Origin of the sequence: Pseudophaeobacter leonis (assembly GCF_002087335.1) — a bacterium.
In the GTDB taxonomy this organism is placed as follows: domain Bacteria; phylum Pseudomonadota; class Alphaproteobacteria; order Rhodobacterales; family Rhodobacteraceae; genus Pseudophaeobacter; species Pseudophaeobacter leonis.
Map to the genome: position 1 here is coordinate 126,490 of NZ_MWVJ01000005.1, position 24,398 is coordinate 150,887.

Here is a 24,398-nt window from a genome sequence, read left to right on the forward strand (position 1 = left end):
TCAGGGTGATTCGGAAATTAGGCCGCTGTTTTGTTTCCTGAGTTTTTTTGTCGAAATGGACAATTCGTCCACTGCCTGCCGAAGGGGGGTGTGGGGTGCCCCAATTTGTCCCGGCCCGGTTGTTTTCGCCAAGTCAGCGCAAAACGTTCTTTTGTTACGTCAACGGCCTGCGCACTCTAGGCTCAACGATACTCCGGCGCTTTGCGACCGGAGTCGGGAGATGACGGGGGAGATAATCATGGATGTCGTGACAGAGTGAGCCAAAGCGCGCAGAAAATTGATGTCATGCCGGTTGGGGTGGTGATCCGCCGCAGCCCGGGTGTAACGCGCTGGGCCAAATGGAACTGGACGGTGTCGGGGCTTTTGCCTGCGGCACAGCCAGCGGATTGGCGGCTGTTGCGGACTGAGGACGGTGTGAGCGAGTATCACGCCGCCACTCTGCCGTTGGAGCTGCACCGCGCCGAGGCCGAGGCCTATATGCAGGCGCTCACCACCAATCCGCCCTGCCTTTATGTGATCCTGCGCGACAGCGATGAGGGGACGTTTCCACTGGAGGTCACGCTGATCACCGCCTCGCCGTTTGAGGCGCAGGACTATGCCGACAGTGGCGAAGAGCTGGTTGAGAAGGTGGCGATGCCCACGGGGCTAGTGGCCTGGCTGCGCGAGTTCACGCTGGCGCATTTCCACGAGGAGGAGTTCAAGAAACGCCGTCGTGACAAAAAAGATATCGGGGCCAGTGAGGATGGCATTGGTGATCCGCGCATCGCGCAGCTCACGGATGTCTATCGTTCGCCAGCCCTGGCCAAGAAAGGCCGGTTGCAATGAGCGGGCGTGATTTCTGGTCCCGTCGACAGGCCGCCGTCGCGGCCGAGGCTGTCGCCGAGGAACGCGTCGATGCCGAAAGCGAAGCGGCTGCGCGTGAGGCTGAGGTCGCAGAGCAAAGTGACGCCGAGATTTTGGCCGCGCTGGAACTCCCTGAGCCGGAGAGCCTGGTGGAAGGCGATGACTTCAAGATCTTCCTCACCGATCAGGTCCCGGCCCGCATCAAAACCCGCGCCCTGCGACACCTGTGGCGGGCCAATCCGGTGCTCGCCCGTGTTGATGGGCTGGTGGATTACGGTGAGGATTTCACCGATGCCGCCTGTGTGATCGAAGGCCTGCAGACCGCCTATCAGGTTGGCAAAGGCATGACCAAGCACGTCGATGAGTTGGCCCGTCAGGCCAGGCTGGCGAGCGGCGAGGTCGAGACTGCTGGCGAGGAGGCGGATGCCCTGACTGTTGGCGACAGCGAAACTGATGGCGAGACTGAGGCCGCACCGCTCGATGCGACAAGCGCTGAGCAGATGGCCGACACCGCAACTGGCACCGCAACAGACAGCCAAGTGGACAGTCAAGTAGACAGCAATCTGGACAGTGCGGCGCTGACCCCGCTGGACACGGACCAAAATGCCGCGGCACCGGTTGCGGCCTATGCCGCAGAAACAGCCGAGATCACCGAAAGTTTTGCCACCGCAGCCCCCCGACGCATGCGCTTTTCTTTTGAAAGGGCGCAGGGATGAGCATCAACGAGAGCACCCGCAAGGAGCCCACCATGACGACGACCACTGTAGAGACAAGTCCTGAGGCCGCTGTGCGAGCTGCGCCGATCGGGGCAGAAGATCAGATGCGGGCGGATCTGTATAACTCCCTCGGAGTGATGCTGGCGGCGCCGCCCGATATGATGCTGCTGCAACAGACAGCGGGTCTTGCGGGCGATGACAGTGATCTTGGCAGTGCGATAAATGCGCTGGCAAAGCTGGCGCAGCACAGCAAACCGGCCTCGGCTGAACGCGAATTCAACAAGCTCTTTATCGGCCTCGGGCGCGGCGAGCTGCTGCCCTATGCCAGCTACTACCTGACAGGGTTTCTCAATGAGAAACCACTGGCGCAGCTGCGTCAGGACATGGCGGCTTCGGGGCTGACCCGGGCGCCGAATTCCTATGAGCCCGAGGATAACATCGCGTCAATGATGGAGATGATGGGAGCGATGATCGTCGGCCGTTTTGGCACGGCGGCGGGTGTCACGCGGCAAAAGACCTTCTTTAACAAACATATCGGCCCCTGGGCCGGGCATTTCTTTTCGGATCTCGAAGGCGCCAAGGCCTCGGTTCTCTATGCAGCCCTCGGCGCGGTCGGGCGGCAGTTTATGGAGATCGAAGCCGAAGGTTTTCGGATGAGCGCGGAGTAATCCGCATAAGGGCGTGATCCCGTGAGGGCGCGCGCCATAACCCAGTGAAACAGGACCCGGCCTCTGCCGGGAGGAGGAGTTCACATGAGCAAGAAAGATGAGGGGGCCAAAAGCCGCCGCGACTTTCTGAAACTGGCGGCCACAACGGCACCGCTGGCTGCGGTGGCGGTTGCCACCAGTGGAACAGAGGCTGCGGCCGCTGAACCCGATCTGGCACCCGACAAGATGCAGGATACCGCGCATACCCGCGCCTACTACGAAAGCACCCGGTTCTGAAAAGCACCGGTCGCAGATAACGATCCTTCATTGGCCACAGGCAACTGGTTGCGAGACGCCCGACCGCCACGTGGTTTTCCATGAACCAAGCGCGCTCTCTTTTTTGGGGGCTAGCAAGGGAGGTTTACATGCTTAGGAAAAAGACCAACGGGGTTGCGAGACGCCCCCAGCGGAGCTCGATCCTCAATAAAGTCGCAGAGACATCTGTTGACCGCCGCACATTTTTGCGCGGCTCCGGTCTGGCCATTGGCGGCCTGGCCGCCATCAGCGCCACCGGCGGATCCGTTACCCAGGCCAATGCCTCGACGGCAGCGGCTGGTGCGGTTGAGACCATCAAATCCATCTGCACCCACTGTTCGGTTGGCTGTACCGTTGTTGCCGAAGTGCAAAAAGGCGTCTGGACCGGGCAAGAGCCTGGCTGGGACAGCCCCTTTAACCTGGGCGCACATTGCGCCAAGGGGGCTTCGGTACGCGAGCACGCCCATGGCGAGCGCCGCCTGAAATACCCGATGAAAAAAGAGGGTGGAGAGGGGAAGCGCATCAGCTGGGATCAGGCGATCGACGAGATCGGCGGCGGCATGATGGATATCCGCGAGGAAAGCGGCCCGGACAGTGTTTACTGGCTCGGCTCTGCCAAGCACAACAACGAGCAGGCCTATCTGTTCCGCAAATTTGCTGCCTATTGGGGCACCAATAACGTCGACCACCAGGCGCGGATTTGTCACTCAACCACCGTTGCGGGCGTTGCCAATACATGGGGCTACGGCGCCATGACCAACTCCTACAACGACATCCACAACTCGAAATCGATCTTCATCATTGGTGGCAACCCGGCCGAGGCACACCCTGTCTCGCTGTTGCACCTGCTGAAGGCGAAAGAGCAGAACAACGCGCCGGTGATCGTGTGTGATCCGCGCTTTACCCGTACGGCGGCCCATGCGGATGAATATGTCCGCTTCCGTCCCGGCACCGATGTGGCGCTGGTCTGGGGTATCCTGTGGCATATCTTTGAGAACGGCTGGGAAGACAAAGAGTTCATCCGCACCCGTGTCTGGGGGATGGAGCAGATCCGCGATGAGGTGAAAAGCTGGACCCCTGAAGAGGTCGAGCGAGTCACTGGCGCTCCCGGTGAGCAGCTGGCGCGGGTCGCCCGCACTCTGGCCAACAACCGTCCCGGCACCGTGATCTGGTGCATGGGTGGCACGCAACATACCACGGGTAACAACAACACCCGCGCCTATTGCATCCTGCAGCTGGCGCTGGGCAATATGGGCGCCTCCGGTGGTGGCACCAATATCTTCCGTGGCCACGACAACGTACAGGGCGCCACCGATCTGGGCGTGCTGTCGCATACGCTGCCCGGCTATTATGTCCTGTCCAAAGGCGCCTGGGCCCATTGGGCGCGGGTCTGGGAAGAAGATCCCGACTGGCTGGCAAATCAGTTCGATATGCTGAAAGGCGCGGACGGCAAAGACAAGAGCCTGCAGAACCTCAAAGGCATTCCTGTCAGCCGCTGGATTGATGGTATTCTTGAAGACAAAGAGAACATCGATCAGCCCAACAATGTACGGGCGATGGTTCTGTGGGGGCATGCGCCCAACTCGCAGACCCGGATGACGGAAATGAAAACCGCGATGGAGCAGCTGGATATGCTGGTCGTGATCGACCCCTATCCGACGGTTTCCGCTGTTTTGCAGGACCGCACCGATGGCGTCTATCTGCTGCCGGCCTGTACCCAGTTTGAAACCCGCGGCTCTGTCACGGCGTCAAACCGGTCCTTCCAGTGGCGTGACCGCGTGGTTGAACCCCTGTTCGAGAGCCTGCCGGATGAAGTCATCATGGCCAAGTTCGCCAACAAGTTCGGCTGGGCTGACCGTCTGTTCCGCAACGTCGAGATGGAAGACGCGGAAACACCCAATGTTGAAAGCATCACGCGTGAGTTCAACAAGGGTCTGTGGACCATTGGCTATACCGGTCAAAGCCCGGAACGGCTTAAACTGCACATGGCCAATCAGCACACCTTTGACCGCACAACACTGCGCGCGGTGGGTGGTCCTGCTGATGGGGATTACTACGGTCTGCCATGGCCCTGCTGGGGCACTGCCGAGATGAACCATCCCGGTACGCCGAACCTCTATGATATGTCCAAGCCGGTCTCTGAGGGTGGTCTCACCTTCCGTGCGCGTTTTGGCGTAGAGCGCGATGGCGACAATCTGCTGGCCGAAGGCGTCTACAGCAAGAACTCGGAAATCCAGGATGGCTATCCTGAATTCACCATGCAGATGCTGATGGATCTTGGCTGGGATGGCGACCTGACCGACGAAGAACGTGCCTCTATCGAGGCCGTGGCCGGTCCCAAGACCAACTGGAAAACCGACCTCTCTGGCGGTATCCAGCGGGTGGCGATTGCCCACGAATGCGCTCCCTTCGGCAATGCCAAGGCGCGTGCTGTGGTCTGTACCTTCCCGGATCCGGTGCCCATTCACCGCGAGCCGCTCTATACCAACCGGCGTGATCTGATTGAGGACTACCCAACATATGAGGATCGTCAGGCCTATCGTCTGCCCACCCTCTATGCCTCGATCCAGAAAAACGATGTCTCCAAGGACTATCCGATCATCCCCACCTCCGGGCGACTGGTGGAATATGAGGGCGGCGGTGAAGAGACGCGGTCCAACCCCTGGCTGGCAGAATTGCAGCAGGACATGTTTGTCGAAATCAACACGCGCGATGCCAATAATCTGGGCGTGCGGGACGGCGAACAGTGCTGGGTCGAAGGCCCCGAAGGCGGCAAGGTCAAGGTTATGGCCATGGTCACCGAACGGGTTGGCGCAGGGGTTGCCTTTATGCCGTTCCACTTTGGCGGGCATTACCAGGGCGAGGATCTGAGGGAGAAATATCCCGAAGGTGCAGCCCCCTACGTTCTGGGTGAAAGCGCCAACGTGGCCTTCACCTATGGCTATGACAGCGTCACGCAAATGCAAGAGAGCAAATGCACTCTTTGCAAAATCACTGCAGCATAAGGAGAGAGAGACATGGCAAGAGCAAAGTTCCTCTGCGACGCCGAACGCTGCATTGAATGCAATGCCTGCGTCACCGCTTGTAAGAACGAGCACGAAGTCCCCTGGGGCATCAATCGCCGCCGGGTTGTCACCATCAATGATGGCAACCCCGGTGAGCGGTCGATCTCGGTCGCCTGTATGCATTGTTCCGATGCACCCTGCATGGCCGTCTGTCCGGTGGATTGCTTCTATCAGACCGACGACGGTGTGGTGCTGCACTCCAAAGACCTCTGCATTGGCTGTGGTTATTGCTTTTACGCGTGCCCCTTTGGGGCGCCGCAATATCCGCAGGCGGGCAGCTTTGGCAGCCGTGGCAAGATGGACAAATGCACCTTCTGCGCCGGTGGCCCTGAGGAGAACCACTCCAATGCGGAGTTCTCCAAATATGGCCGCAACCGGATCGCTGAAGGCAAGCTGCCGATCTGTGCCGAGATGTGCTCCACCAAGGCGCTTTTGGCGGGCGACGGAGACATGGTCTCTAACGTCTACCGCGAGCGCGTGGTGGAACGGGGCTTTGGCTCCGGCGCCTGGGGCTGGGGCACAGCCTATGAGCAAAAGGGCGGCTAATCGCCTCTGACTGTTCACATGAGACGGGGATGGCCTGCGATACGTGGGCCGTCTCCGAACTTGTATCTCAAATTCCCGACCTGCAAAGGAGTGTAGCCCATGCTGCGCCTGGCATTTGTCTTTTTCGTGCAGCTGATGCTGTGTTTCTCTTTGGTGCCTGGCTTGGCTATAGCACAGCAGGCCGTTGCACAGGACGCCGCTGCGGGCGCGCAGATCGACCGTAGTTCTACGGGCGGTGCGCAAAACCTGAACGATATTCTGGCACGTCAACGCGGCCAGGCTCTGGATGATCGTTTTCGCAGCGAAAACACGGGCAATCCGGATGCGGCTGCAGCCATGACGCAGCAGTTGGGGACGCTGGGGGGGGCCTCAGATCCCGAGCTCTGGCGCCAGTTGCGCTATGGCACGGCCGAGGTGAAGGTCTCTGCTGGCGGCGATGTTGCCAAGGTGCTGGTGCAGGATGGCGGCATGCGCTGGCAGGCTTTTCGCGATGGCCCGCTGCGCCAGTATGGCGCCTGGCTGTTGCTGGGCACGCTCGCGGCATTAGGGGTATTCTTTCTGTTGCGCGGGCGGATCAGGATTGACGGTGAGAAAACCGGCCGCACCGTGACACGCTTCAAAGCGGTTGAGCGTTTTGGCCACTGGCTGATGGCGGGTTCGTTTATTGTGCTGGGCGTGACGGGGATCCTGTCGCTGGTTGGCAGGGTGATCATCGCGCCCTATCTGGGACGTGCGCCAAACGCAGCGCTGCTGGATGTGGGCAAATGGCTGCACAACGTGGTCGCCTGGGGCTTTATGGTTGGGCTGGCGATGATTATCGTCATGTGGGTTGCCCACAATATCCCCAATCGCACCGATCTGGTTTGGCTGCGCCAGTTTGGCGGCATTATTGGCTCGGCGCACCCGCCGGCCAAGAAATTCAACGCCGGGCAAAAGCTGATCTTCTGGTCGGTTGTGCTGTTTGGCATCTCGATTTCAGTCTCTGGCGTGTCGTTGTTGTTCCCCTATGAGCTGCCGCTGTTTGCCAAAACCTTTGCGGCGCTGAATGGGCTGGGTCTGCCCGAGCTGTTTGGGTTTGGTGCGCTTCCGGTCGAGCTGGCACCACAAGAGGAAATGCAGCTGGCCCAGGCCTGGCACGCGGTGCTTGGCTTTGTGCTGATGGCGATCATCATTGCCCATATCTACATTGGCTCTGTCGGCATGGAAGGCGCCTATGATGCCATGGGCTCAGGGGAGGTGGATGAGGCCTGGGCGCGTCAACACCACTCAATCTGGCTGGAAGAGGTACAGCAAAAGCAAGCGGATGCCTCAGTCGCCGGTAAGGCGTCTACACCAGCGGAATGAGGCCAGGGTTCTGAAACAGATGGCGCTGCAGGCGGAGGCCCTGATAGGCTTTGGATCATGGTAGCTTTGTCCCCCTGGGGGCGAGGCTGCCTAGAGAGAGGAATGAGGGGCAGGGCAGTGACTGAACTTTCGCGGGCCACAAGCGCAGAGGACGAATATGGCGAGAGCCTGGCCGGGGCCTCAATCCTGGTGATTGATGATGAACCTGGCATGCGAAATTTTCTGAGCAAGATTCTTGCGCCACGCTGCAAACGGGTGGAGCAGGCGGCCTCGGCGGCTGAGGCCTCTGCCATACTGGATCAGTCGCATTTTGATCTGATTATTCTGGACAATGTCATGCCGGGCAAAACCGGGTTGCAATGGGTGCAGGAGCAGCACGGCGTCGGGCTGTTTGCCGATACGATCCTGATCACCGCCTATGCGGATCTTGAGACGGCCATCCTTGCGCTGCGCACCGGTGTGGCGGATTTTGTGCTGAAACCCTTTCGGGCCAATCAGATCCTCAACTCGGTGGCGCGCGCACTGGACCGGAAGTATCTGCGCCGTGAAAACTACCTTTTGAAACATGAGCTCTCTGCCGAAGGCAGTGCGGCGCGGGGCCGTTTGCTGGGGAAATCCCCGGCGATCTGTCAGGCGCGCGAGATGCTGAAGCGGCTGGCGCCACTGCCGACGCCGGTGTTGTTCACCGGCGCCAGCGGCACGGGCAAAGAGATCGCGGCCCGCACCCTTCATTCGCTGTCAGAGCGGGCGGCGCAGCCGTTTGTTGCCGTGAACTGTGCGGCGATTGCGCCCGACCGGATTGCCTATGAGCTGTTTGGCCAGATTGATGAGCAAAATCGCCGTAAGGACGGGCTGTTTCTGCATGCAGATGGCGGCACGTTGTTTCTGGACGAGGTGGCGCAAATGCCTGATCAGGTGCAGGCGGCGCTTTTGCGGGTGCTGGAGGATCAGCGGGTCCGCCCCGTTGGCGCCGAGCGCGACATTCCATTGAACCTGCGGTTTCTGTTTGCCACCAATGCTGACCTGGAACGCGCAGTTGCCGAAGGACGGTTCCGGGCCGATCTGTACCACCGGATCAATGTGGTGGAGATCAAGATGCCGCCGCTGCGCGAGCGCATTGAAGATATTGTTGAGCTCGCCGCCCTGTTTATGGAGCAGTTTGCCAGCAGTCTAGGGATGGCCGCGCTAGAGCTGAACGAAGAGACGCTGCTGAAGTTTTCGCGCTATGACTGGCCGGGAAATGTGCGCGAGCTGCGCAACCTGATTGAGCGTTCGGTAATTCTGGGGGAATTCCCCGAGGAGTTTGCGGGCAAAGGCGTGATTACCGGGGTGGCTGCCGTGGAATCGCTCGATCTGGTGACCCAGCGCCATATCATGCACATGCTGGATGCCTGCGAGGGCAACCGGGCAGAGGCGGCGCGCCGTCTGGGTGTCTCGCGTAAGACGATTGACCGGAAATGCGCCAGCTGGGAGCTCTAGTCTAGGCATTTGTGCTGAGGGCTTGGGTGATGAGGGGGGGCTCTCCCGCGCCCAGCCAAAGTTCTGGACAATTTCTGGCATAGCCAGAAACCTGTCCCAGAACTTTGGCAATGGCCTTGGGCCCGGCGCCGTGCTTTGCACGGCGTGCGCTTGGGTGCAGTCGTATTGTGCAGGCGCTGGCCTGTTTGGTGTTTGAGATGGGAGCCGTCCGGATCAGGCTGGGGGAGTGGGGTCATTGCCGTCGACAGGTTCCTCTGCAGGTGCCCCGCCAGCTCCTCCATCAGGTCCCCCGGCTGGCGGCAGCCAGATAGAGAAAGCGGCGCCGCCGCTTGTCAGATTGCGCACAGAAATAATCCCGCCAGCGCGCTGTACCAGGGTCTGGCTGATGGAGAGCCCGAGACCGGTGCCTTCGCCGAGTTTGGTTGTGTAAAACGGATTGAACACCGAAGCGATCTGATCCTCGACGATACCACAGCCGTTGTCTGCGACCGTCAGCAAAGCGCCCAGCTGCCCGTTGCGCGCGGCGGCTTCCAGCGACAGCGTTAGCAGCCCGGCGCCCTCCATTGCCTGGGCGGCATTGAGGATTAGGTTGATCACCACCTGTTGCAGCTCACCGGGGTCGATCCGGACTGGCGGTACGGGCGTTGCGGGTGGCTGCCCCTGATCAAAGTGTTTTTCAACCCGGATGGCCTGACGTGAGATGACATGATCCACCAGCACCAGGCAGTCGCTGACCAGGGGCGCGAGATCCAGGCTTTCCTCAAAGGTGCCAAATTCGGAGGGCCGGGCGAACTGCAACAATTTGCCAACGATGGCACCGATGCGCATGACCTGATTGTCGATGAGATCCAGCTCGGTCTGAACCTCATCAGCACCTGATCCCAGGGTCATGCGGATGACGTCAACATTGCCCTGTATCACCGCCACGGGGTTGTTGATCTCATGGGCGACCCCGGCGGTGATTTCGCCAATGGAGGCCAGCTTTTCGCTCATCACCAGCTGCTTGAAGGTCTCTTCCAGCTTTTGGTTGGCCGCGCGCAGCTCGATCGTGCGCCGGTCAACCCTTTCATTCAACTCGCCTGCCCAGTCGCGCAGCCTCCGGTCGCGTTCCTGAATCTGGTCCAGCAGACTGTCGAGATGCCCCGCCACCTGTCCGATTTCATCCTGCCGCCCAACGGTGCCATTGCGGGCGGTGAGGTCGCCATGTTCGACCCGTTGCATGGTCTGGCTCAATCCGCTCCAGCGGCGAGAATATCCCCTTGGCCAGCCACAAAAACAGCGGTGCAGACAGCGCCATCACCAAGATGAACACAGCGACAATGGTCCAGTAGGCCTCTCCTTTGGCGGCCGAATAAGGCGCTTCCAGAAAGCCGACATAGAGCATGCCAACCCGGGCGCCAAAACTGTCGGTCAGGGGCAGATAGCCCGAGATATACCAGTCATTGACCACAAAGGCGCGATCGAGCCATGTGAGGCCCTCGCCCAGAACCTTGTTGCGCACCACGGCTGAAACACGGGTGCCCAGAGCCCGGACATCCTCAAAAAGGCGCACATTGGTCGACACGCGGGTATCGTCAAGAAACAGCGTCGCGGTGCCCTGACGGTTCTGTTCGGCAGGACCTCCCAGATAGACCAGCGCGTTGAGGGTGTCGATGAAGTCGAGATTGCGGTTCAGCAGGCGTCCGCCCCGCAAGACACCGTGATGGCCAAGGGCCGCCACCGGCGCCGCCGTATGCAGCATCATACCGCGGTCCTCAACCTGACGCGAGGTTGGAGCGGCGGCCTCGGTTTCGATCAGGGGGATACGGGCCTGACCGGCCAGATGCGGCGCGGCCTGGGCGAGATCCTGGGCGGTGAATATGTCGATTTGAGAGGCGCGTTGTCCGTTTGTTGCGGACTGAATGACCGGCCATTTTCCCAGTGGCGCCGTGAGGTCGGGCAGGGTGAGATATTGCAGGAAATCAAGCTGCAGCTCAGCGCGCAGGGCTTCGAGATGGGCCTCAACCTCGTCGGGACCTGCGGTCAGCGCCCGTTGAAAACGGGTCGAATCTGCAATGCTGCGCAGGCTTTCGGCGCTGCCGGTCTGCAGGTGACCAAGGTATTGTTCTGCGATGCGCAGATCGCTTTCTACCTTGGCGATAAGCACCGCGTCATAGTCAGCGTTCCAGCGCGCCATTGCCAAAACCAGCAACAGTGGCATCAGCACTGCCAGCGGCAAAAGCGCCAGCAAAAGCAATCTGAGGCGAACGGATTTCAGGCGCCTCTCTCCTTTGGCATGGGCCGCGCAGGGCCCTGGCTTCTTTTATTGTGGAGAGAGTGCCATCTTCCCCCGCTGGCATGCAAGGGGAAGACGGGTATGCAAGGGCAAGATGGGCAAAGGTTTTTCCGGCTCCCGGCTTTGGGGGCCCGATTGGATAAATAGGGCATAGCACCGCTAACACATGGGGCGGATATGAAACGGTTTTGCTCGCCTGATCCAGGCGGTCCTGGATCAGGCGGGCCTAAATCAGACGGCCTTAAATCAGACTGGCCATGTGGCGCCCGGTGTCCAGCATCCGGTTGGAGAAGCCCCATTCATTATCATACCAGCTGACCACCCGGACCAGCCCGCCTTCGGTGACCGAGGTTTGGCTGGGCGCAAAACACGACGAATGCGGATCATGGTTGAAATCCACCGATACCATCGGGTCTTCTTCGTAGGACAAAACCCCCTTCATTGGGCCCTCGGCGGCAGCTTTGACGGCGGCATTCAGGCTCTCAACGGTCACAGGTTTTGCTGGCATAAAGCTGAGATCCACCATCGAGACATTTGGCGTCGGCACCCGGATGGCAGAGCCTTCGAGACGACCTTTGAGCTGTGGCAGCACCTCGGCTATGGCGCGGGCGGCCCCGGTGGAGGTTGGCACCATCGAAAGCGCCGCGGCGCGGCCGCGATACAGATCGCTGTGCGGGCTATCCTGGGTTGGCTGATCGCCGGTATAGGCGTGGATGGTGGTCATGTAGCCGGTCTTGATGCCAAAACTGCGATCCAGCACCTGCGCCAGCGGTGCGAGACAGTTGGTGGTGCAAGAGGCATTGGAGACGATCAGGTCCTCTGAAGTGAGCTCTGTGTGGTTGACGCCGTACACCACGGTGCGGTCCATCTCCTTGCCGGGCGCCGAAAGCAGAACCCGTTTGGAGCCATTGAGCAAATGCGCCGCCGCCGCCGCGCGGCTGGTAAAATGCCCGGTGCATTCAAAGGCGATGTCCACATCCGCCCAGGGCAGCTCTTTTGGGTCGCGCATCGCCGTGAGGCGAATGGTTTGACCGCCAACCGACAGGCTGTCTTCGTTCAGCGTGACCGGATTTTTCAGGCGACCATGTACGGAATCGTATTTCAGCAAATGGGCCAGGGTCGCGGGCGGCGCCAGATCGTTGATGGCCACGACCTGGATGTCCTGTTCGCCAGTTTCCAGAAGGGCGCGCAACACACCGCGGCCGATGCGGCCAAATCCATTGATGGCGATTTTCAGGGTCATGGGGGTACTCCATTTTGCAGCCCGGCGGGCCTGAGCTGTGCGTTATTTTGCGTTAGCGATAACAGTAGCTCAATCGGTAGCGATAACGGTAAAGAAATGCAAGCCTCAATGCCGAGAGATCGTCAGCTGCCCTTGCGGCGGGGCGCGAAGAGCAGGACCATGCGGCCATGACCAAAAAGATGCTTCTCAAGGATATTGCCCGGCTTGCCGGTGTCAGCGAAATTACCGCTAGTCGTGCACTTCGTGGCGCGCCGGATGTGTCAAAATCGACCCGCGCCAAGGTGGAAGAAATCGCCCGTGCCCATGGTTATGTGCCCAATCGCATCGCCGGGTCTTTGTCGTCGCAGTCGGTCAATCTGGTGGGGGTCGTGGTGCCCTCGCTGAACAGTTTTGTTTTCCCTGAGGTGCTCTCGGGGATCTCAGCGGTGCTGAAGCAAAGCCCGCTAAAGCCGGTGGTTGGGATCTCGGGCTACGAGATGGACGAAGAAGAAGACGTGATCCGCGAGATGCTGAGCTGGCGGCCCTCAGGCCTGATCGTGGCCGGGCTGGAGCACAATGAAGCCACCCAGCGTATGCTGACCCAGGCGGATTGTCCGGTGGTTGAGGTCATGGACGTGGATGGCACGCCGCTGCGCCACTGCGTCGGCATTTCGCATTTGCAGGCCGGGCGGGATATGGCGGCGCAGATCCTGACGCAGGGCTACCGGCGTATTGGTTTTATCGGCACCAAGATGCCGCAGGATTTTCGCGCCCGCAAACGCTTTGACGGCTTTAGTGCCGCCCTGGCGGCGCAGGGTGTGGCGCTGGCGGACTCGCTTCACTATGCCGGCGACAGCTCTATCGCCACCGGACGGCAGCTGACGGCAGAAATGCTGGAACGGCACCCTGATCTCGACTGTATCTATTATTCCAGCGATGTGATGAGCGTGGGCGGATATATGCACTGCCTGGCCGCCGGGCTTTCGGTGCCACAGGATGTGGCGCTGGCCGGGTTCAACAATCTGCAGATCCTGGCAGGCCTGCCGCTGCAGCTGGCAACAACCGACGCCTGCCGTCGCCAGATTGGCGAGCGCGCCGCTGAAATCGTCCTCAAAGCGCGCGAAAGTAGCGATGAGTTGCCGCCCATTTGCGAGACCTTGAGCCCGCGTATCAGCCTGGGCGAGTCTCTGTAGTCGCCCCCTGTAGAGTCGCCTCCTGCAGGACGGACTTTGGTGGCCGGGATGCAAGCGCAGCGACTGCTGACTTGGCGACTGCAAAATCGACCTGAGCCTTGAGCAAAAAAAGATCCCCCAAAGGCAGGCTCTGGGGGATCTCTTTACGACGCAAAAGGACCGGAACTCAGGATCAGAGCGCGGCTTTGAACAGCTCTGTCAGATTGGCCTCGGTCAGCTCAATCGGGTTGCCACCACACGACGGGTCGATCAGCGCGCCTTTGACCAGCTCTGGAATTGCGGCTTCGGTCACGCCAAGCGCGGACAGCCCGCGGGGGATTTCCATGCTGTCATTCAGCTCCTGCACATAGCTGCAGAAGCCGTCAAACCCGCCCGCAATGCCCAGATAGGCGGCGGCCTTGTCAAAACGGTCCGCGATTGCGGATGCGTTGAACGCAAGCACCGCAGGCATGCAGACCGCATTGGTGGTGCCGTGGTGGGTGTTGAAATGCGCGCCAATCGGGTGGCTCATGGCGTGGATGGCGCCAAGCCCCTTTTGAAAGCCAGTGGCCCCCATGGCAGCGGCCGACATCATCTGAGCACGGGCTTCAAGATCTGTGCCATCAGCATAGGCGCGTGGCAGGTAGTCTTTGACCAGACGCATGCCCTCCAGCGCAATGCCCTGCGACATTGGGTGATAATGCGGCGAAGAGAACGCCTCGACGCAATGGGCAAAGGCATCCAGACCGGTGCCAGCCGTGATGAATTTTGGCATCCCGACAGTGAGTTCGGGATCACAGATGACGACCGTTGGCAGCACCTTGGGGTGAAAGATGATCTTTTTCACATGGCTGACGCTATCGGTGATCACGCTGGCGCGGCCCACTTCGGATCCGGTGCCGGCAGTGGTGGGCACGGCGATGATTGGCGCGATGGCATCGGCATCGGCACGGGTCCACCAGTCGCCGATGTCCTCAAAATCCCAGATGGGGCGGGTCTGGCCGGCCATAAAGGCCACCATCTTACCCAGATCCAGACCGGATCCACCACCAAAGGCGATGACACCGTCGCTACCACCGGCCTTATAGGCTTCGACCCCGGCCTCGAGGTTTTTCTCATTTGGGTTGGGATCCACCTCAGAGAACATGCCGCGACCCAGGCCTGCGGCCTCCATGATATCGAGCGTGCTTTGGGTGACCGGCAAATTGGCCAGCCCCTTGTCGGTGACCAGCAGTGGTTTTTTGATCCCGGCAGAGGCACAGGCCTCGCCCAGTTCCTTGATCCGGCCTGCGCCGAATTTGATTGCGGTCGGATAGGACCAGTTTCCAACGAGAGACATCTCTTCGCCTTTCATATGTGGCCGATGTGGCCAGCGTCACAATCTACCCCCTGACGATTTGCCAAGGGTCGTGTTTGCCCAAGCAGCGCACCGCTTGGGCAGGAGGAGTTAGCCGGCCACCTTTTTCAGGTGGTAGCTTTTTGGGCGGGTCAGGTTCTGATAGCCAATGACCGACAGACCTCCGCCGCGTCCGGTATTCTTGCAGCCGGTCCAGCACAGGCTTGGATCCAGATAGTCGGCGCGGTTCATGAAGACAGTACCAGTCTCGATCTGGTCGCCCACGCGGGCAGCGCGATCCAGATCGCAGGTCCAGAGCGAGGCGGTGAGGCCAAACTCGCTGTCGTTCACCAGCGCGATGGCCTCGGCGTCCGACGAGACCTTCATGATGCCACCACGGGGCCAAAGCTCTCATCGCGCATCACCCGCATCTCGTGGGTGACATTTGTCAGGATCTGCGGCGTCAGATAGGCAGCACCGTCGTCCGCCTCCATAGGCGCGATATGCGCCACGGCGCCAGCGGCGACCGCCTCATTAATCTGGGCGCGCACCTCAGCAGCAAAGCGCACATTGGCCATGGGGCCCATGGTGGTGGCTTCATCCATCGGGTTGCCCAGTGTATAGCCTTTGACAATCTCGACCGCCTTGGCGACAAAATCATCATAGAGGCTTTCGTGCACATAGATGCGCTCAATGCCGCAGCAGCACTGGCCAGCGTTGAACATCGCACCATCAATCAGCGTGTCCACGGCCGCGTCCAGATCGGCATCTTCCATCACATAACCGGGATCTTTGCCGCCCAGCTCGGTGCCAACGCCGGTAAAGGTGCCCGCAGCTGCGCGCTCCATCGCCTGACCACCGCCAACAGAGCCGGTGAAATTGACAAAATCAAAGGCGCGATCGGCAATCAGCGCTGATGTGGTGTCGTGATCCAGAAAGACGTTCTGGAACACATCTGTCGGCACGCCAACAGAATGAAACGCCGCCGCCATGCGCTCACCGACCAACAGGGTCTGGGTCGCGTGTTTCAGCACCACGGTATTGCCCGCAATCAGGGCAGGGGCCAGCGTGTTGATCGCGGTCATATAGGGGTAGTTCCAGGGGGCGATGATAAAGACCACACCATGCGGCACCCGCTTGATATAGCGCTTAAAGCTCTCGTCTTCGCCAACCTTGATATCGGCCAGCGCGGTCTCGGCAATCTCGGCCATATAAGAGCTGCGCTCGTTAAAGCCGCCGAACTCGCCGCCGTACCGCACCGGGCGGCCCATCATCTGGGCCAGTTCCGGCACAATCGCGTCGTTCATCGCACCCACGGCGGCAACGCCTGCCATGACGAGGTCAATACGCTCCTGCAGGGGACGCGCCGCCCAGGATTTTTGTGCCGCGCGCGCCGCACTGGCAACGGCAAATCCCGCGTCTCGGGACAGGGTTTCACGTTCCGCATAAACCGTCCCGTCAATCGGGGAGATACATTTCAGGGTCTGGCCCATGGTCTTCCTCATCTCGTTGGAAAGGGCCGCGCCCTTTCATCTTGCCTAAAATACCTTCGCCGAAGGCCGCGCGCCGATTAGGCGCGCTCAAACCCGCGGGCGATTTCATAATCCGTCACGACGCGGTCAAAATCTTCGATCTCGACCTCGGCGGCACGGGTGTAGTGATCCACCACATCATCGCCCAGGGCGGCGCGCAGCATCTCGGATCCTTTGAGGCTGAGCCGTGCCTCCCGCAGGGTCTCGGGGATCATCCCACTGTCCCCCTGATAGACATCACCGGTGGCCGGTGGCTGCAGCTCCAAGCCCTCTTCGATGCCGGCAATCCCTGCGGCCAGCATAGCGCCCATTGCCAGGTAGGGGTTCATATCAGAGCCGGGAATACGGCATTCCACCCGAATGGATTTGGTGCCAGCGCCGCAGAGACGATAGCCGGCTGTGCGGTTGTCGACGGACCAGATGATACGGGTGGGGGCAAAGGTGCCCTTCATGAAGCGCTTGTAGCTGTTGATATAGGGCGCCATGAAATAGGTATAGTCAGGCGCATATTTCAGCAGGCCAGCCATGTAGCATTTCATCAGACCGGACATGCCAAGCGCATCCCCGGCGTCATAAAAGGCGGGTGTGCCGTCTTTCCACAGTGACTGGTGCACATGGCTGGACGAGCCGACCTTGTCCTGGTGCCATTTGGGCAGGAACGTCACCGCATGGCCCTGCTGCCAGGCGATCTCTTTGGTGGCGTGTTTGGCAATGGTGTGAAAGTCGGCCGTGTCCTGGGCGCGGCCATATTTGATGTTCAGCTCTTCCTGGCCGGTCTCGGCCTCACCCTTGGTGCATTCCACCGGAATACCCGCGTTCCACAGATGATTGCGCAGCGGGCGCATCACGTGCTCTTCCTTGGTGGTCTGCAGGATGTTGTAGTCCTCATTATAGCCCGAGATCGGCTGCATGTCGCGGAAATCCGATTTGCGGATCGCGTCAAAGCTCTTCTCGAACAGAAAGAATTCCAGCTCGGTCGCACACATGGCGTCAAAGCCAAGCGCGTCCAGACGGCGGATTTGTTTCTTCAAAATAGCGCGGGGGGAGTGAGAGACCTCTTGGTGGCTGTGGTGATCCAGCACATCGCACAGCACCATCACAGTGCCTTCAAGCCAGGGCAGCGGGCGCAGCGTGGTGAGATCCGGCTTCATCACATAGTCGCCATAGCCTGATTCCCAGCTGGTCGAGGCAAAGCCTTCCGGCGTCGCCATCTCAAGATCGGTGGCCAGCAGATAGTTGCAGCAATGGGTCTCTTCCCAGGCGCCGTTGATAAAGTGCTGCGCGTGAAAACGCTTGCCCATCAGGCGGCCCTGCATGTCCACAAGACATACCAACACGGTATCCACGTCGCCTGCGGCAACTTGGGCTTTCAGATCGTCAAAACTCAGAACACCAGTCATGGGGCATTTTCCTGTTCAGATAGGGTGCCCCGGCACATGACGCGCCGGGGCAGATTGGTTTAGCCGTAGCGGAAGGACGGCCGGCTTTGTTCATGTCAGCGTTATACTTCTTGAAGATCTCGACAACCTTGGCCTTTGTGGGGCTTTCGGCAGCGATCTCGTCCCAGAATTTGACCGCGGCGCCTTCGACCTGGGCCCATTCTTCGTCGGGAATGGTGGTGAGCTCCATTTTGGGGCCATTGACCCGCAGGGAGGCTTCACCACCCCAGTACCACCACTGACGGTAGTAATGCGACTGGTCACAGCAGACGCGGAACAGGGTCTGCAGATCTTCGGGCAGCTCGTTCCAGCGGCCCTGGTTGGCAAAGAAGGACCCAGCCCAGGCACCCGAGATGTTGTTGGTCAGGAAGTAGTTGGTCACATCGGCGCAGCCAACAGTGTAGTCTTCGGTGATGCCGGACCAGGCAACGCCGTCGAGCTCACCGGTCTGCAGGGCGACCTCAATGTCTTCCCAGGGCAGGGTGACAGGCACGACGCCAAACTGGCTGAGGAAACGGCCCGCAGTTGGGAAGGTGAAGACGCGCTTACCTTTCAGGTCCGCAAGGCTGCGGATGGGGTCTTTGGTGGCAAAGTGGCAGGGATCCCAGGCACCGGCAGAGATGTGTTTCACGCCAACCTTGGAATATTCCTCGTCCCAGATCTCGTTCAGGCCGTACTGGTTAAACAATACAGGCACGTCGAGCGAGTAGCGCGAGCCGAAGGGGAAATAGCCGCCAAACACGGTGACCTCAGTAGGTGAGGCCATCGAGTCATCATCCGACTGCACGGCGTCGATGGTGCCACGCTGCATGGCGCGGAACAGCTCACCGGTGGGGACCAGCTGGTCGGCGTAGAACAGCTCGATCTGCATGCGGTCGCCTGCGATCTTGTTGAACATGTCGATTGCGGGTTTCACCACGTGCTCTGCCAGGGCGGTGCCGGCATAGGTCTGCATCCGCCATTTAATGGTGGATTGCGCCAGCGCCGGGGTGGCCAGCGGTGCGGCCATTGCGCCGACACCAGCGGTTTGCAGGAACTTACGTCTTGTTGTCATAACTTTCACTCCATGTTGTGTTCTGTGTTGAATTCGGGCCCCCGAGCGGGGCTCTTCTTGGGTTATTTCGCGCACTCTTTCATCCGGTCACGGGCCATAGACCAGTTCTGGCAGCCACAGAGCGATCTGTGGAAACGCCATGATCAGGGCCAGGGCAACCACCATGACGGCAGCAAAGGGGATGATGGAGATATAGATGTCCTTTAGCCCGATTTCCGGCGGCGCCATGGCCCGCATCAAAAACAGGTTATAGCCAAAGGGCGGTGTCATATAGGCGATCTGGGTGGTGATGGTATAGAGCACCCCGTACCAGATCAGGTCAAACCCGAGGGCGCCCACCAGCGGCACATAGAGGGGCGCCACAATCACCAGCATGGCGGTGTCGTCCAGGAATGTGCCCATGATGATAAAGCTCAGCTGCATCAGGATCAGGATCATCCAGGGGCTCAGCCCCAGCTGCGCGGGAAAGAGATCCTCGATCGCCTTAACAGCGCCAAGACCGTCAAAGATCGCGCCAAAACCAAGGGCCGCCAGGATGATCCACATGAACATGCAGGAAATCCCCAGCGTCGAGCGCACAGTGGTTTCAAACACATCCTTGTTCATGCGACCCTTCATGATGGCGGCGATAAAGGCGGTCATGGCCCCAATGGCCGAGCTTTCGACCAGCCAGGTCCAGCCGTTGACAAAAGGCACCATCATGGTGGCAAAGATCGCCAGCGGCAGCAAGCCCGAGAACAGCAGCCGGTGCGTTCTCTTTCAGGAACAGATCCCGGTAAAACAGCGGCTGGCTGCGGGTTGCCAAAGGCCAGGATGGCAGCGCCGAGGGCAAAGCCAATAGCCGATTTGGGCGCGATGACGTCGAGTTTGACCAAGAGCGGCACCAGCACGATCCCTGCCAGCACGATGTAGTTCAGCCGCAGGGGGTGTTCACTGATCTGGTCATATTCGGCGAGATCCTCAGGCGTCATGGCAGGGCCAAGGTTCGGCTGCATCCTGGCGCGGATATAGATGTAGATGATGAACATCGTCGCCATCAACAGACCCGGCACCACGCCCGCCAGCCACAGCTGTCCCACCGGCTGACGCGCGATCATCGCATAGAGCACCAGAACCACCGAAGGCGGCACCAGAATGCCCAGGCTGGAGCCGGCCTGAATGGAGCCGGTCACCAGTATCTTGTCATAGCCCCGGCGCAGCAGCTCGGGCAGCGCAATCGTGGCGCCAATGGCCATGCCTGCCACGGACAAGCCGTTCATGGCCGAAACCAGTACCATCAGGCCAATGGTGCCAATCGCCAGCCCGCCCTGCACCGGCCCCATCCAGACATGGAACATGCGGTACAGGTCGTCGGCAATTTTGGACTCGGACAGCACATAGCCCATGAAAATGAACATCGGCAGCGTCAGCAACGGATACCACTTCATCAGCTTCATCGAGGCGGCAAAGGGGATATCCACACCACCAGTGCCCCAGAGCAGCATGCCAGCAACAGCTCCGACAAAGCCGATGGCGCCAAACACCCGCTGGCCGGTCATCAGCATCAGCATCATGCCAGCAAACATGACAATAGCGATCAATTCATAGGGCATCAGATGTCGACTCCGCGAAGACGGCCGATATCGCGGAACAATTCGGCAAGGCATTGCAATAGCATCAGGAAGACGCCGAAGCACAGAATGGATTTAACCGGCCACAGATAGGGCCGCCAGGCGGTTGAGCTGCGCTCAATGTAGCCAATCTTCTCAGCTGCTTTGGCAGTGCCTTCGGTGAGCAATGTCACCAGAAGGTCGCCAAAATAGCTGAACGGCTCCAGGCCAAAATAGCCCAGGCTATAGGCCATTGATCCGACGGCGCCGTACAAAAGAATTCCGAGGTAGACCATCAGGAACAAGACGGTAAAGGCATCAACCATTGCTTTGGTGCGGGTGGTCCAGCCGCCGTAAAACAGATCCATCCGCACGTTGGACCCCATCTGCATCGAGTAGGGACCGCCAAGGATGTAGTAGGCCACCATGATGAACTGTGCCATCTCCAGCGTCCAGAGCGAGGGGTTGAAGAAGGTTTTCGACACCGAAGACCACAACAAAACCCCAATAAGGGCAAAGATCAGATACATGGCAAAGCGGCCAATCACCCGGTTCATCGCCTCAACAGCGCGAATGTAGCGCAGAATGATATTAGGCACGGGCGCCTCCTTTGTGCGGCAGGCTTGCCAGCGCCGGGCGCAGCAGGGTCAAAAGCTCGTCTGCCATTGTGGCTTCCTCTTTTGGAGTGCGCAGCAAATCGTTGCGCACCTCGATCATCACATTGGGCATGGCGTTCTTTACCCCATGCAATTGCAACGAATGGGTGACACCGTCCTGGGGTCCGTAGGGCTCATTTCGTTCAATGCGGCGATGCGGCAGGGCAGAGGCCTGCGCCAGCATGGCATCGGCGAGGCGGCTGTCGCTGTCGTGCAGGATGCCGATCTCTACCGGGCGATGGGTGCCGTAATAGACCGGTGTAAAGCTGTGCATGGTGATCAGGGCCGTTGCCAGACCTTCGGCTTTGCGGTCTGCAATCAAGCGGCTGACGGCGTCGCAAAAGGGCCGGTATATCGTGTGGACCCGTTCTTCACGGTCGTCATCGCTCAGGTTTGCATTGCCGGGAATCTCGATCAGCTCGGATTTTGCCGGCATCGCCGAGACCGCCTCGGGCGGGCGGTTGCAGTCATAGACAAGGCGGGACACACGCGCCGCAATCAAAGGCGCATCCAGTGCAGCAGACAGGGCTCGTGACACAGCCCGGGCACCGGGATCCCAGGCTGCGTGGCTTTGACGATCCGCTCCGGTGAGACCTCCGGCCAGTCCCAGGTCGCCATAGCGGCGTGGAATATGGTGACTGGCATGCTCGCACAGGATCAGAGCCTCCCCACGGCCTGCGCCATTGAGTATCTCATAGGCCTCGCAGCGAGCATTGGAATCGCCAAGTGTCATTCAGATCTCCTGATTTTGGAAAAATCTTTTCATGAAGGGATATTTCTGTCAATATAATTTCAGACAAGAGTGTTGCTGCTCCGGAAATGACAGGGCTACTTTGGCTGTGTCTGCCTCGGGGCGCCTATTTTTTGATCAGCCCCAGGTTTGATCAGCCTCAGGAGGGACCCCGCCTTGACCAAGCCGCCGCTTACAGTGCGAGAGCTGATCCGCGCGCAATATGCTGCGCTGACCCAGTCGGAGCGCAAGTTTGCCAATTCACTGCTCGAGAATTACCCGGCAGCGGGGCTGGCCTCGATCACCATCGTGGCGTCCAATGCCGATGTTTCGACGCCGACCGTGGCGCGGATGGTGCAAAAGCTGGGGTTCAAGGGCTATCCGCAGTTCCATCAGGCGCTGCTGAAAGAGCTGCAAGCCAAAGTCTCTGGCCCCACCCAGCGGCGCGACAACTGGGCGTCTGAGGCGCCAGAGGGGCATATGCTCAAGCGGTTCTCGCAGGCGGTGACCGATAACCTCAGTCAGACCTTCTCGAATGTGGATTCGGCGCAGTTCGACGCGGCCGTTCACCGGCTCGCCGATACCGAAGGCAGGCTGTATGTGGTTGGGGGGCGCATCACCCGGGCTTTGGCGGACTATGCCTTCACCCACTTTCAGGCGATCCGGCAGCGGGTCACCCATATGACGTCGTCTTCGGCGACCTGGCCGCACTACGTGCTGGACATGGAGGCGGGAGATACATTGTTGATGTTTGATGTGCGCCGCTACGAGACCAACCTGCAACGGCTGGCTGAACTTGCCTCCGAGCGCGGCGTGAAGGTGATCTTGATCACGGACCAATGGGCCCGCCCCATCACCTCGGTTGCAGAGCACACGTTTAATTGCTGGGTGGAGATCCCCTCGGCCTGGGATTCCAACATTTCGACCATGATGCTGCTCGAGGCGATGATCGCGGCCACTCAGGAGGAAAGCTGGGACAAGACCAAGGATCGCTATGATCGCCTGGATGAGCTGTTTTACCACGCGGCTGTTTCGCAAGTTTTCCTGACCAGGGGTGTCTGGCGGTATCTGGGGTCCCTGATGGGGTCCCTCTGGTTTTCTGGCCTGGTCATAGGGAGTCGCATGGACAGGGGAGGGCGCTTGCGTCATTCTGACAGGGACGGTCTTTCTGGGGCCACCACCAAAGATTTCTTTTCAGGTTGAGACATAATGACCAAACCTTCTGTTTTTTTCCCGACGCTTGTCCCGGCGCTTGCACGGGCTCTGGTGCTGGCGCTGACTGCGGCGGTCTTCACAGCGACCGCAACGGCCAAACCGCTCTCGCGCATTCTGGCACAATCGCCGCTGCAGCCAGGCGACTTTAATGCGATGCGCGCAGCCGAGGCCGCACTATATAACCATCCGGGTGTAAAGGTCGGCAGTTCTGTCAAATGGACCAATCCTGAAACCGCGTCACATGGCAAAGTCAAAGTGATGGCGAAGCAGGGCAACTGTCTGGCGCTGAAACACCAGGCCTATCCGGGTGGTGAGGCGCAGGTGCGCGATGTGGCCCGCAAGTTCTGCAAAACATCCGACGGCAAATGGCTGCTTACCGAGTAAGGACAGCCTGAAGCGAACGCTCCCTTTCCCCCTCTAGCTGGGATCGCACCGCCTTGTGCCTCTGCGACCTTCTCTACCATTTAGGACAGATACTATGACAGAAATCACGCGTCACCACACTGGCCCCCGTATGAGCCAGATCGTAACTCATGGCGACACCATCTACCTGGCGGGTCAGGTCGGCACCAAAGGCGCAAGCGTCGCGAAGCAGACGCAGGATTGCCTCGATCAGATTGACGCACTGCTTGCTGAGGTCGGCTCAGACAAGACCCGCCTTTTGCAGACCACCATCTGGCTGGCCGACATGAAAGACTTTGCCGAGATGAATGCGGTCTGGGATGCCTGGGTGCCTGAGGGCCACACGCCAGCCCGTGCCTGTGGCGAAGCAAAGCTGGCCCTGCCAGATTTCCTGGTGGAATTCATCGTGACCGCCGCCAGGGCCTAACGCACAGCGCTGGGGGATTACCCTCCCTGAAATTCTGAGAGGCTCGGCCATTGGTCGGGCCTCTTTTGCATTATAGCACCTCTTTTTCAGGTTTTGAGACCCGCGCCTAACTGCGGCGCGAAGATCTTGAGGTGTTATGCTGCGACTCCTGGGCTGAGTCTGTGTGTATCTCTGTGGGTAAGTGGGATCTGGTTGCGTGAGTCGGGATTTGGGCTGCTGCCATGATGGCATTTTGCCTGATTGTAGGTCAGTAGGGGTGACTTTATTTCTACCTAAGTTGTTGTTTTTGTTTTATTTGATGATTTCTTTCTGGGAAACATTCGATTTTCCGGGTTTTTGGGTTGCGGGCCTTGGCGGTTATACTTAGAACCCCCTCTACCGGCAGCGAGGATAT

At 59.7% G+C, this 24,398-nt stretch carries 16 protein-coding genes and 5 pseudogenes; 12 read left to right on the forward strand and 9 right to left on the reverse strand.

The features are described from left to right. Window positions 1-285: 285 nt before the first annotated feature. The 8 genes from B4968_RS02305 (at window position 286) to B4968_RS02340 (ending at window position 8,955) form a co-directional block, all read left to right on the forward strand. Entirely contained in the window at window positions 286-825 is a 540-nt protein-coding gene (locus tag B4968_RS02305; protein WP_083096289.1) for a DUF3305 domain-containing protein, read from the forward strand. Continuing rightward, window positions 822-1,559 (forward strand): DUF3306 domain-containing protein, encoded by a 738-nt coding sequence (locus tag B4968_RS02310; protein ID WP_083096247.1) that lies wholly within the window; start codon window positions 822-824, stop codon window positions 1,557-1,559. The genes B4968_RS02305 and B4968_RS02310 overlap by 4 nt, the downstream gene beginning before the upstream one ends. 32 nt (window positions 1,560-1,591) lie before the next feature. Then, window positions 1,592-2,227, forward strand: a complete 636-nt coding sequence (locus tag B4968_RS02315; RefSeq protein ID WP_083096292.1) for a TorD/DmsD family molecular chaperone — start codon at window positions 1,592-1,594, stop codon at window positions 2,225-2,227. Between the two features lie 84 nt (window positions 2,228-2,311). Then, window positions 2,312-2,503: a twin-arginine translocation pathway signal protein gene (locus B4968_RS02320; protein ID WP_083096250.1), complete on the forward strand. Its 192-nt coding sequence runs from the start codon at window positions 2,312-2,314 to the stop codon at window positions 2,501-2,503. Window positions 2,504-2,631: 128 nt separating this feature from the next. Continuing rightward, window positions 2,632-5,526 (forward strand): formate dehydrogenase subunit alpha, encoded by a 2,895-nt coding sequence (locus tag B4968_RS02325; protein WP_083096252.1) that lies wholly within the window; start codon window positions 2,632-2,634, stop codon window positions 5,524-5,526. A 12-nt stretch (window positions 5,527-5,538) separates the two neighbouring features. After that, entirely contained in the window at window positions 5,539-6,132 is a 594-nt protein-coding gene (gene fdh3B / locus B4968_RS02330) for a formate dehydrogenase FDH3 subunit beta (protein ID WP_083096254.1), read from the forward strand. 99 nt (window positions 6,133-6,231) lie between these two features. Continuing rightward, window positions 6,232-7,476, forward strand: a complete 1,245-nt coding sequence (locus B4968_RS02335; protein ID WP_083096257.1) for a formate dehydrogenase subunit gamma — start codon at window positions 6,232-6,234, stop codon at window positions 7,474-7,476. 117 nt (window positions 7,477-7,593) lie between these two features. Beyond that, the gene (locus B4968_RS02340; RefSeq protein ID WP_083096259.1) at window positions 7,594-8,955 is read left to right on the forward strand and encodes a sigma-54-dependent transcriptional regulator; all 1,362 of its coding nucleotides are present in this window, start codon (window positions 7,594-7,596) and stop codon (window positions 8,953-8,955) included. A gap of 213 nt (window positions 8,956-9,168) precedes the next feature. Here B4968_RS02340 and B4968_RS02345 read toward each other — a convergent pair. Continuing rightward, window positions 9,169-11,212, reverse strand: a pseudogene (locus B4968_RS02345) (sensor histidine kinase). 259 nt (window positions 11,213-11,471) lie between these two features. Further along, window positions 11,472-12,473, reverse strand: a complete 1,002-nt coding sequence (gap, locus tag B4968_RS02350; protein WP_083096261.1) for a type I glyceraldehyde-3-phosphate dehydrogenase — start codon at window positions 12,471-12,473, stop codon at window positions 11,472-11,474. Window positions 12,474-12,640: 167 nt separating this feature from the next. Here gap and B4968_RS02355 point away from each other — a divergent pair, with 167 nt between their 5' ends. Next, window positions 12,641-13,645: a LacI family DNA-binding transcriptional regulator gene (locus B4968_RS02355; RefSeq protein ID WP_083096263.1), complete on the forward strand. Its 1,005-nt coding sequence runs from the start codon at window positions 12,641-12,643 to the stop codon at window positions 13,643-13,645. Between the two features lie 172 nt (window positions 13,646-13,817). Here the strand turns inward: B4968_RS02355 and B4968_RS02360 are convergent, their stop codons facing one another. From B4968_RS02360 to B4968_RS02390, 7 genes and pseudogenes are all read right to left on the reverse strand, one after another. Continuing rightward, a complete protein-coding gene (locus B4968_RS02360; protein WP_083096294.1) occupies window positions 13,818-14,963 on the reverse strand; it encodes an iron-containing alcohol dehydrogenase in 1,146 nt (381 codons plus the stop codon). 108 nt (window positions 14,964-15,071) lie between these two features. Further along, window positions 15,072-16,453 (reverse strand): annotated as a pseudogene (locus B4968_RS02365) (aldehyde dehydrogenase family protein). A 77-nt stretch (window positions 16,454-16,530) separates the two neighbouring features. Next, a complete protein-coding gene (locus B4968_RS02370) occupies window positions 16,531-17,892 on the reverse strand; it encodes a glutamine synthetase family protein (protein WP_083096265.1) in 1,362 nt (453 codons plus the stop codon). A gap of 73 nt (window positions 17,893-17,965) precedes the next feature. Then, a pseudogene (locus B4968_RS02375) lies at window positions 17,966-18,985 on the reverse strand (TRAP transporter substrate-binding protein); the annotation flags it as partial. Window positions 18,986-19,072: 87 nt separating this feature from the next. Next, window positions 19,073-20,577: pseudogene (locus B4968_RS02380) on the reverse strand (TRAP transporter large permease). Next, entirely contained in the window at window positions 20,577-21,173 is a 597-nt protein-coding gene (locus B4968_RS02385) for a TRAP transporter small permease subunit (protein ID WP_083096267.1), read from the reverse strand. Before B4968_RS02385 ends, B4968_RS02380 begins: the two are co-directional and overlap by 1 nt. Next, the gene (locus tag B4968_RS02390) at window positions 21,166-21,963 is read right to left on the reverse strand and encodes an N-formylglutamate amidohydrolase (RefSeq protein ID WP_083096269.1); all 798 of its coding nucleotides are present in this window, start codon (window positions 21,961-21,963) and stop codon (window positions 21,166-21,168) included. Before B4968_RS02390 ends, B4968_RS02385 begins: the two co-directional genes overlap by 8 nt. 174 nt (window positions 21,964-22,137) lie before the next feature. Between B4968_RS02390 and B4968_RS02395 the strand changes: the two are divergent. The 3 genes and pseudogenes from B4968_RS02395 (at window position 22,138) to B4968_RS02405 (ending at window position 24,004) form a co-directional block, all read left to right on the forward strand. Next, window positions 22,138-23,008, forward strand: a pseudogene (locus B4968_RS02395) (MurR/RpiR family transcriptional regulator). A gap of 161 nt (window positions 23,009-23,169) precedes the next feature. Beyond that, complete coding sequence (locus tag B4968_RS02400; protein WP_083096271.1) at window positions 23,170-23,559, forward strand: hypothetical protein; 390 nt, start codon at window positions 23,170-23,172, stop codon at window positions 23,557-23,559. Between the two features lie 94 nt (window positions 23,560-23,653). Next, window positions 23,654-24,004, forward strand: a complete 351-nt coding sequence (locus B4968_RS02405; protein WP_083096273.1) for a RidA family protein — start codon at window positions 23,654-23,656, stop codon at window positions 24,002-24,004. The last annotated feature ends 394 nt before the right edge of the window (window positions 24,005-24,398 follow it).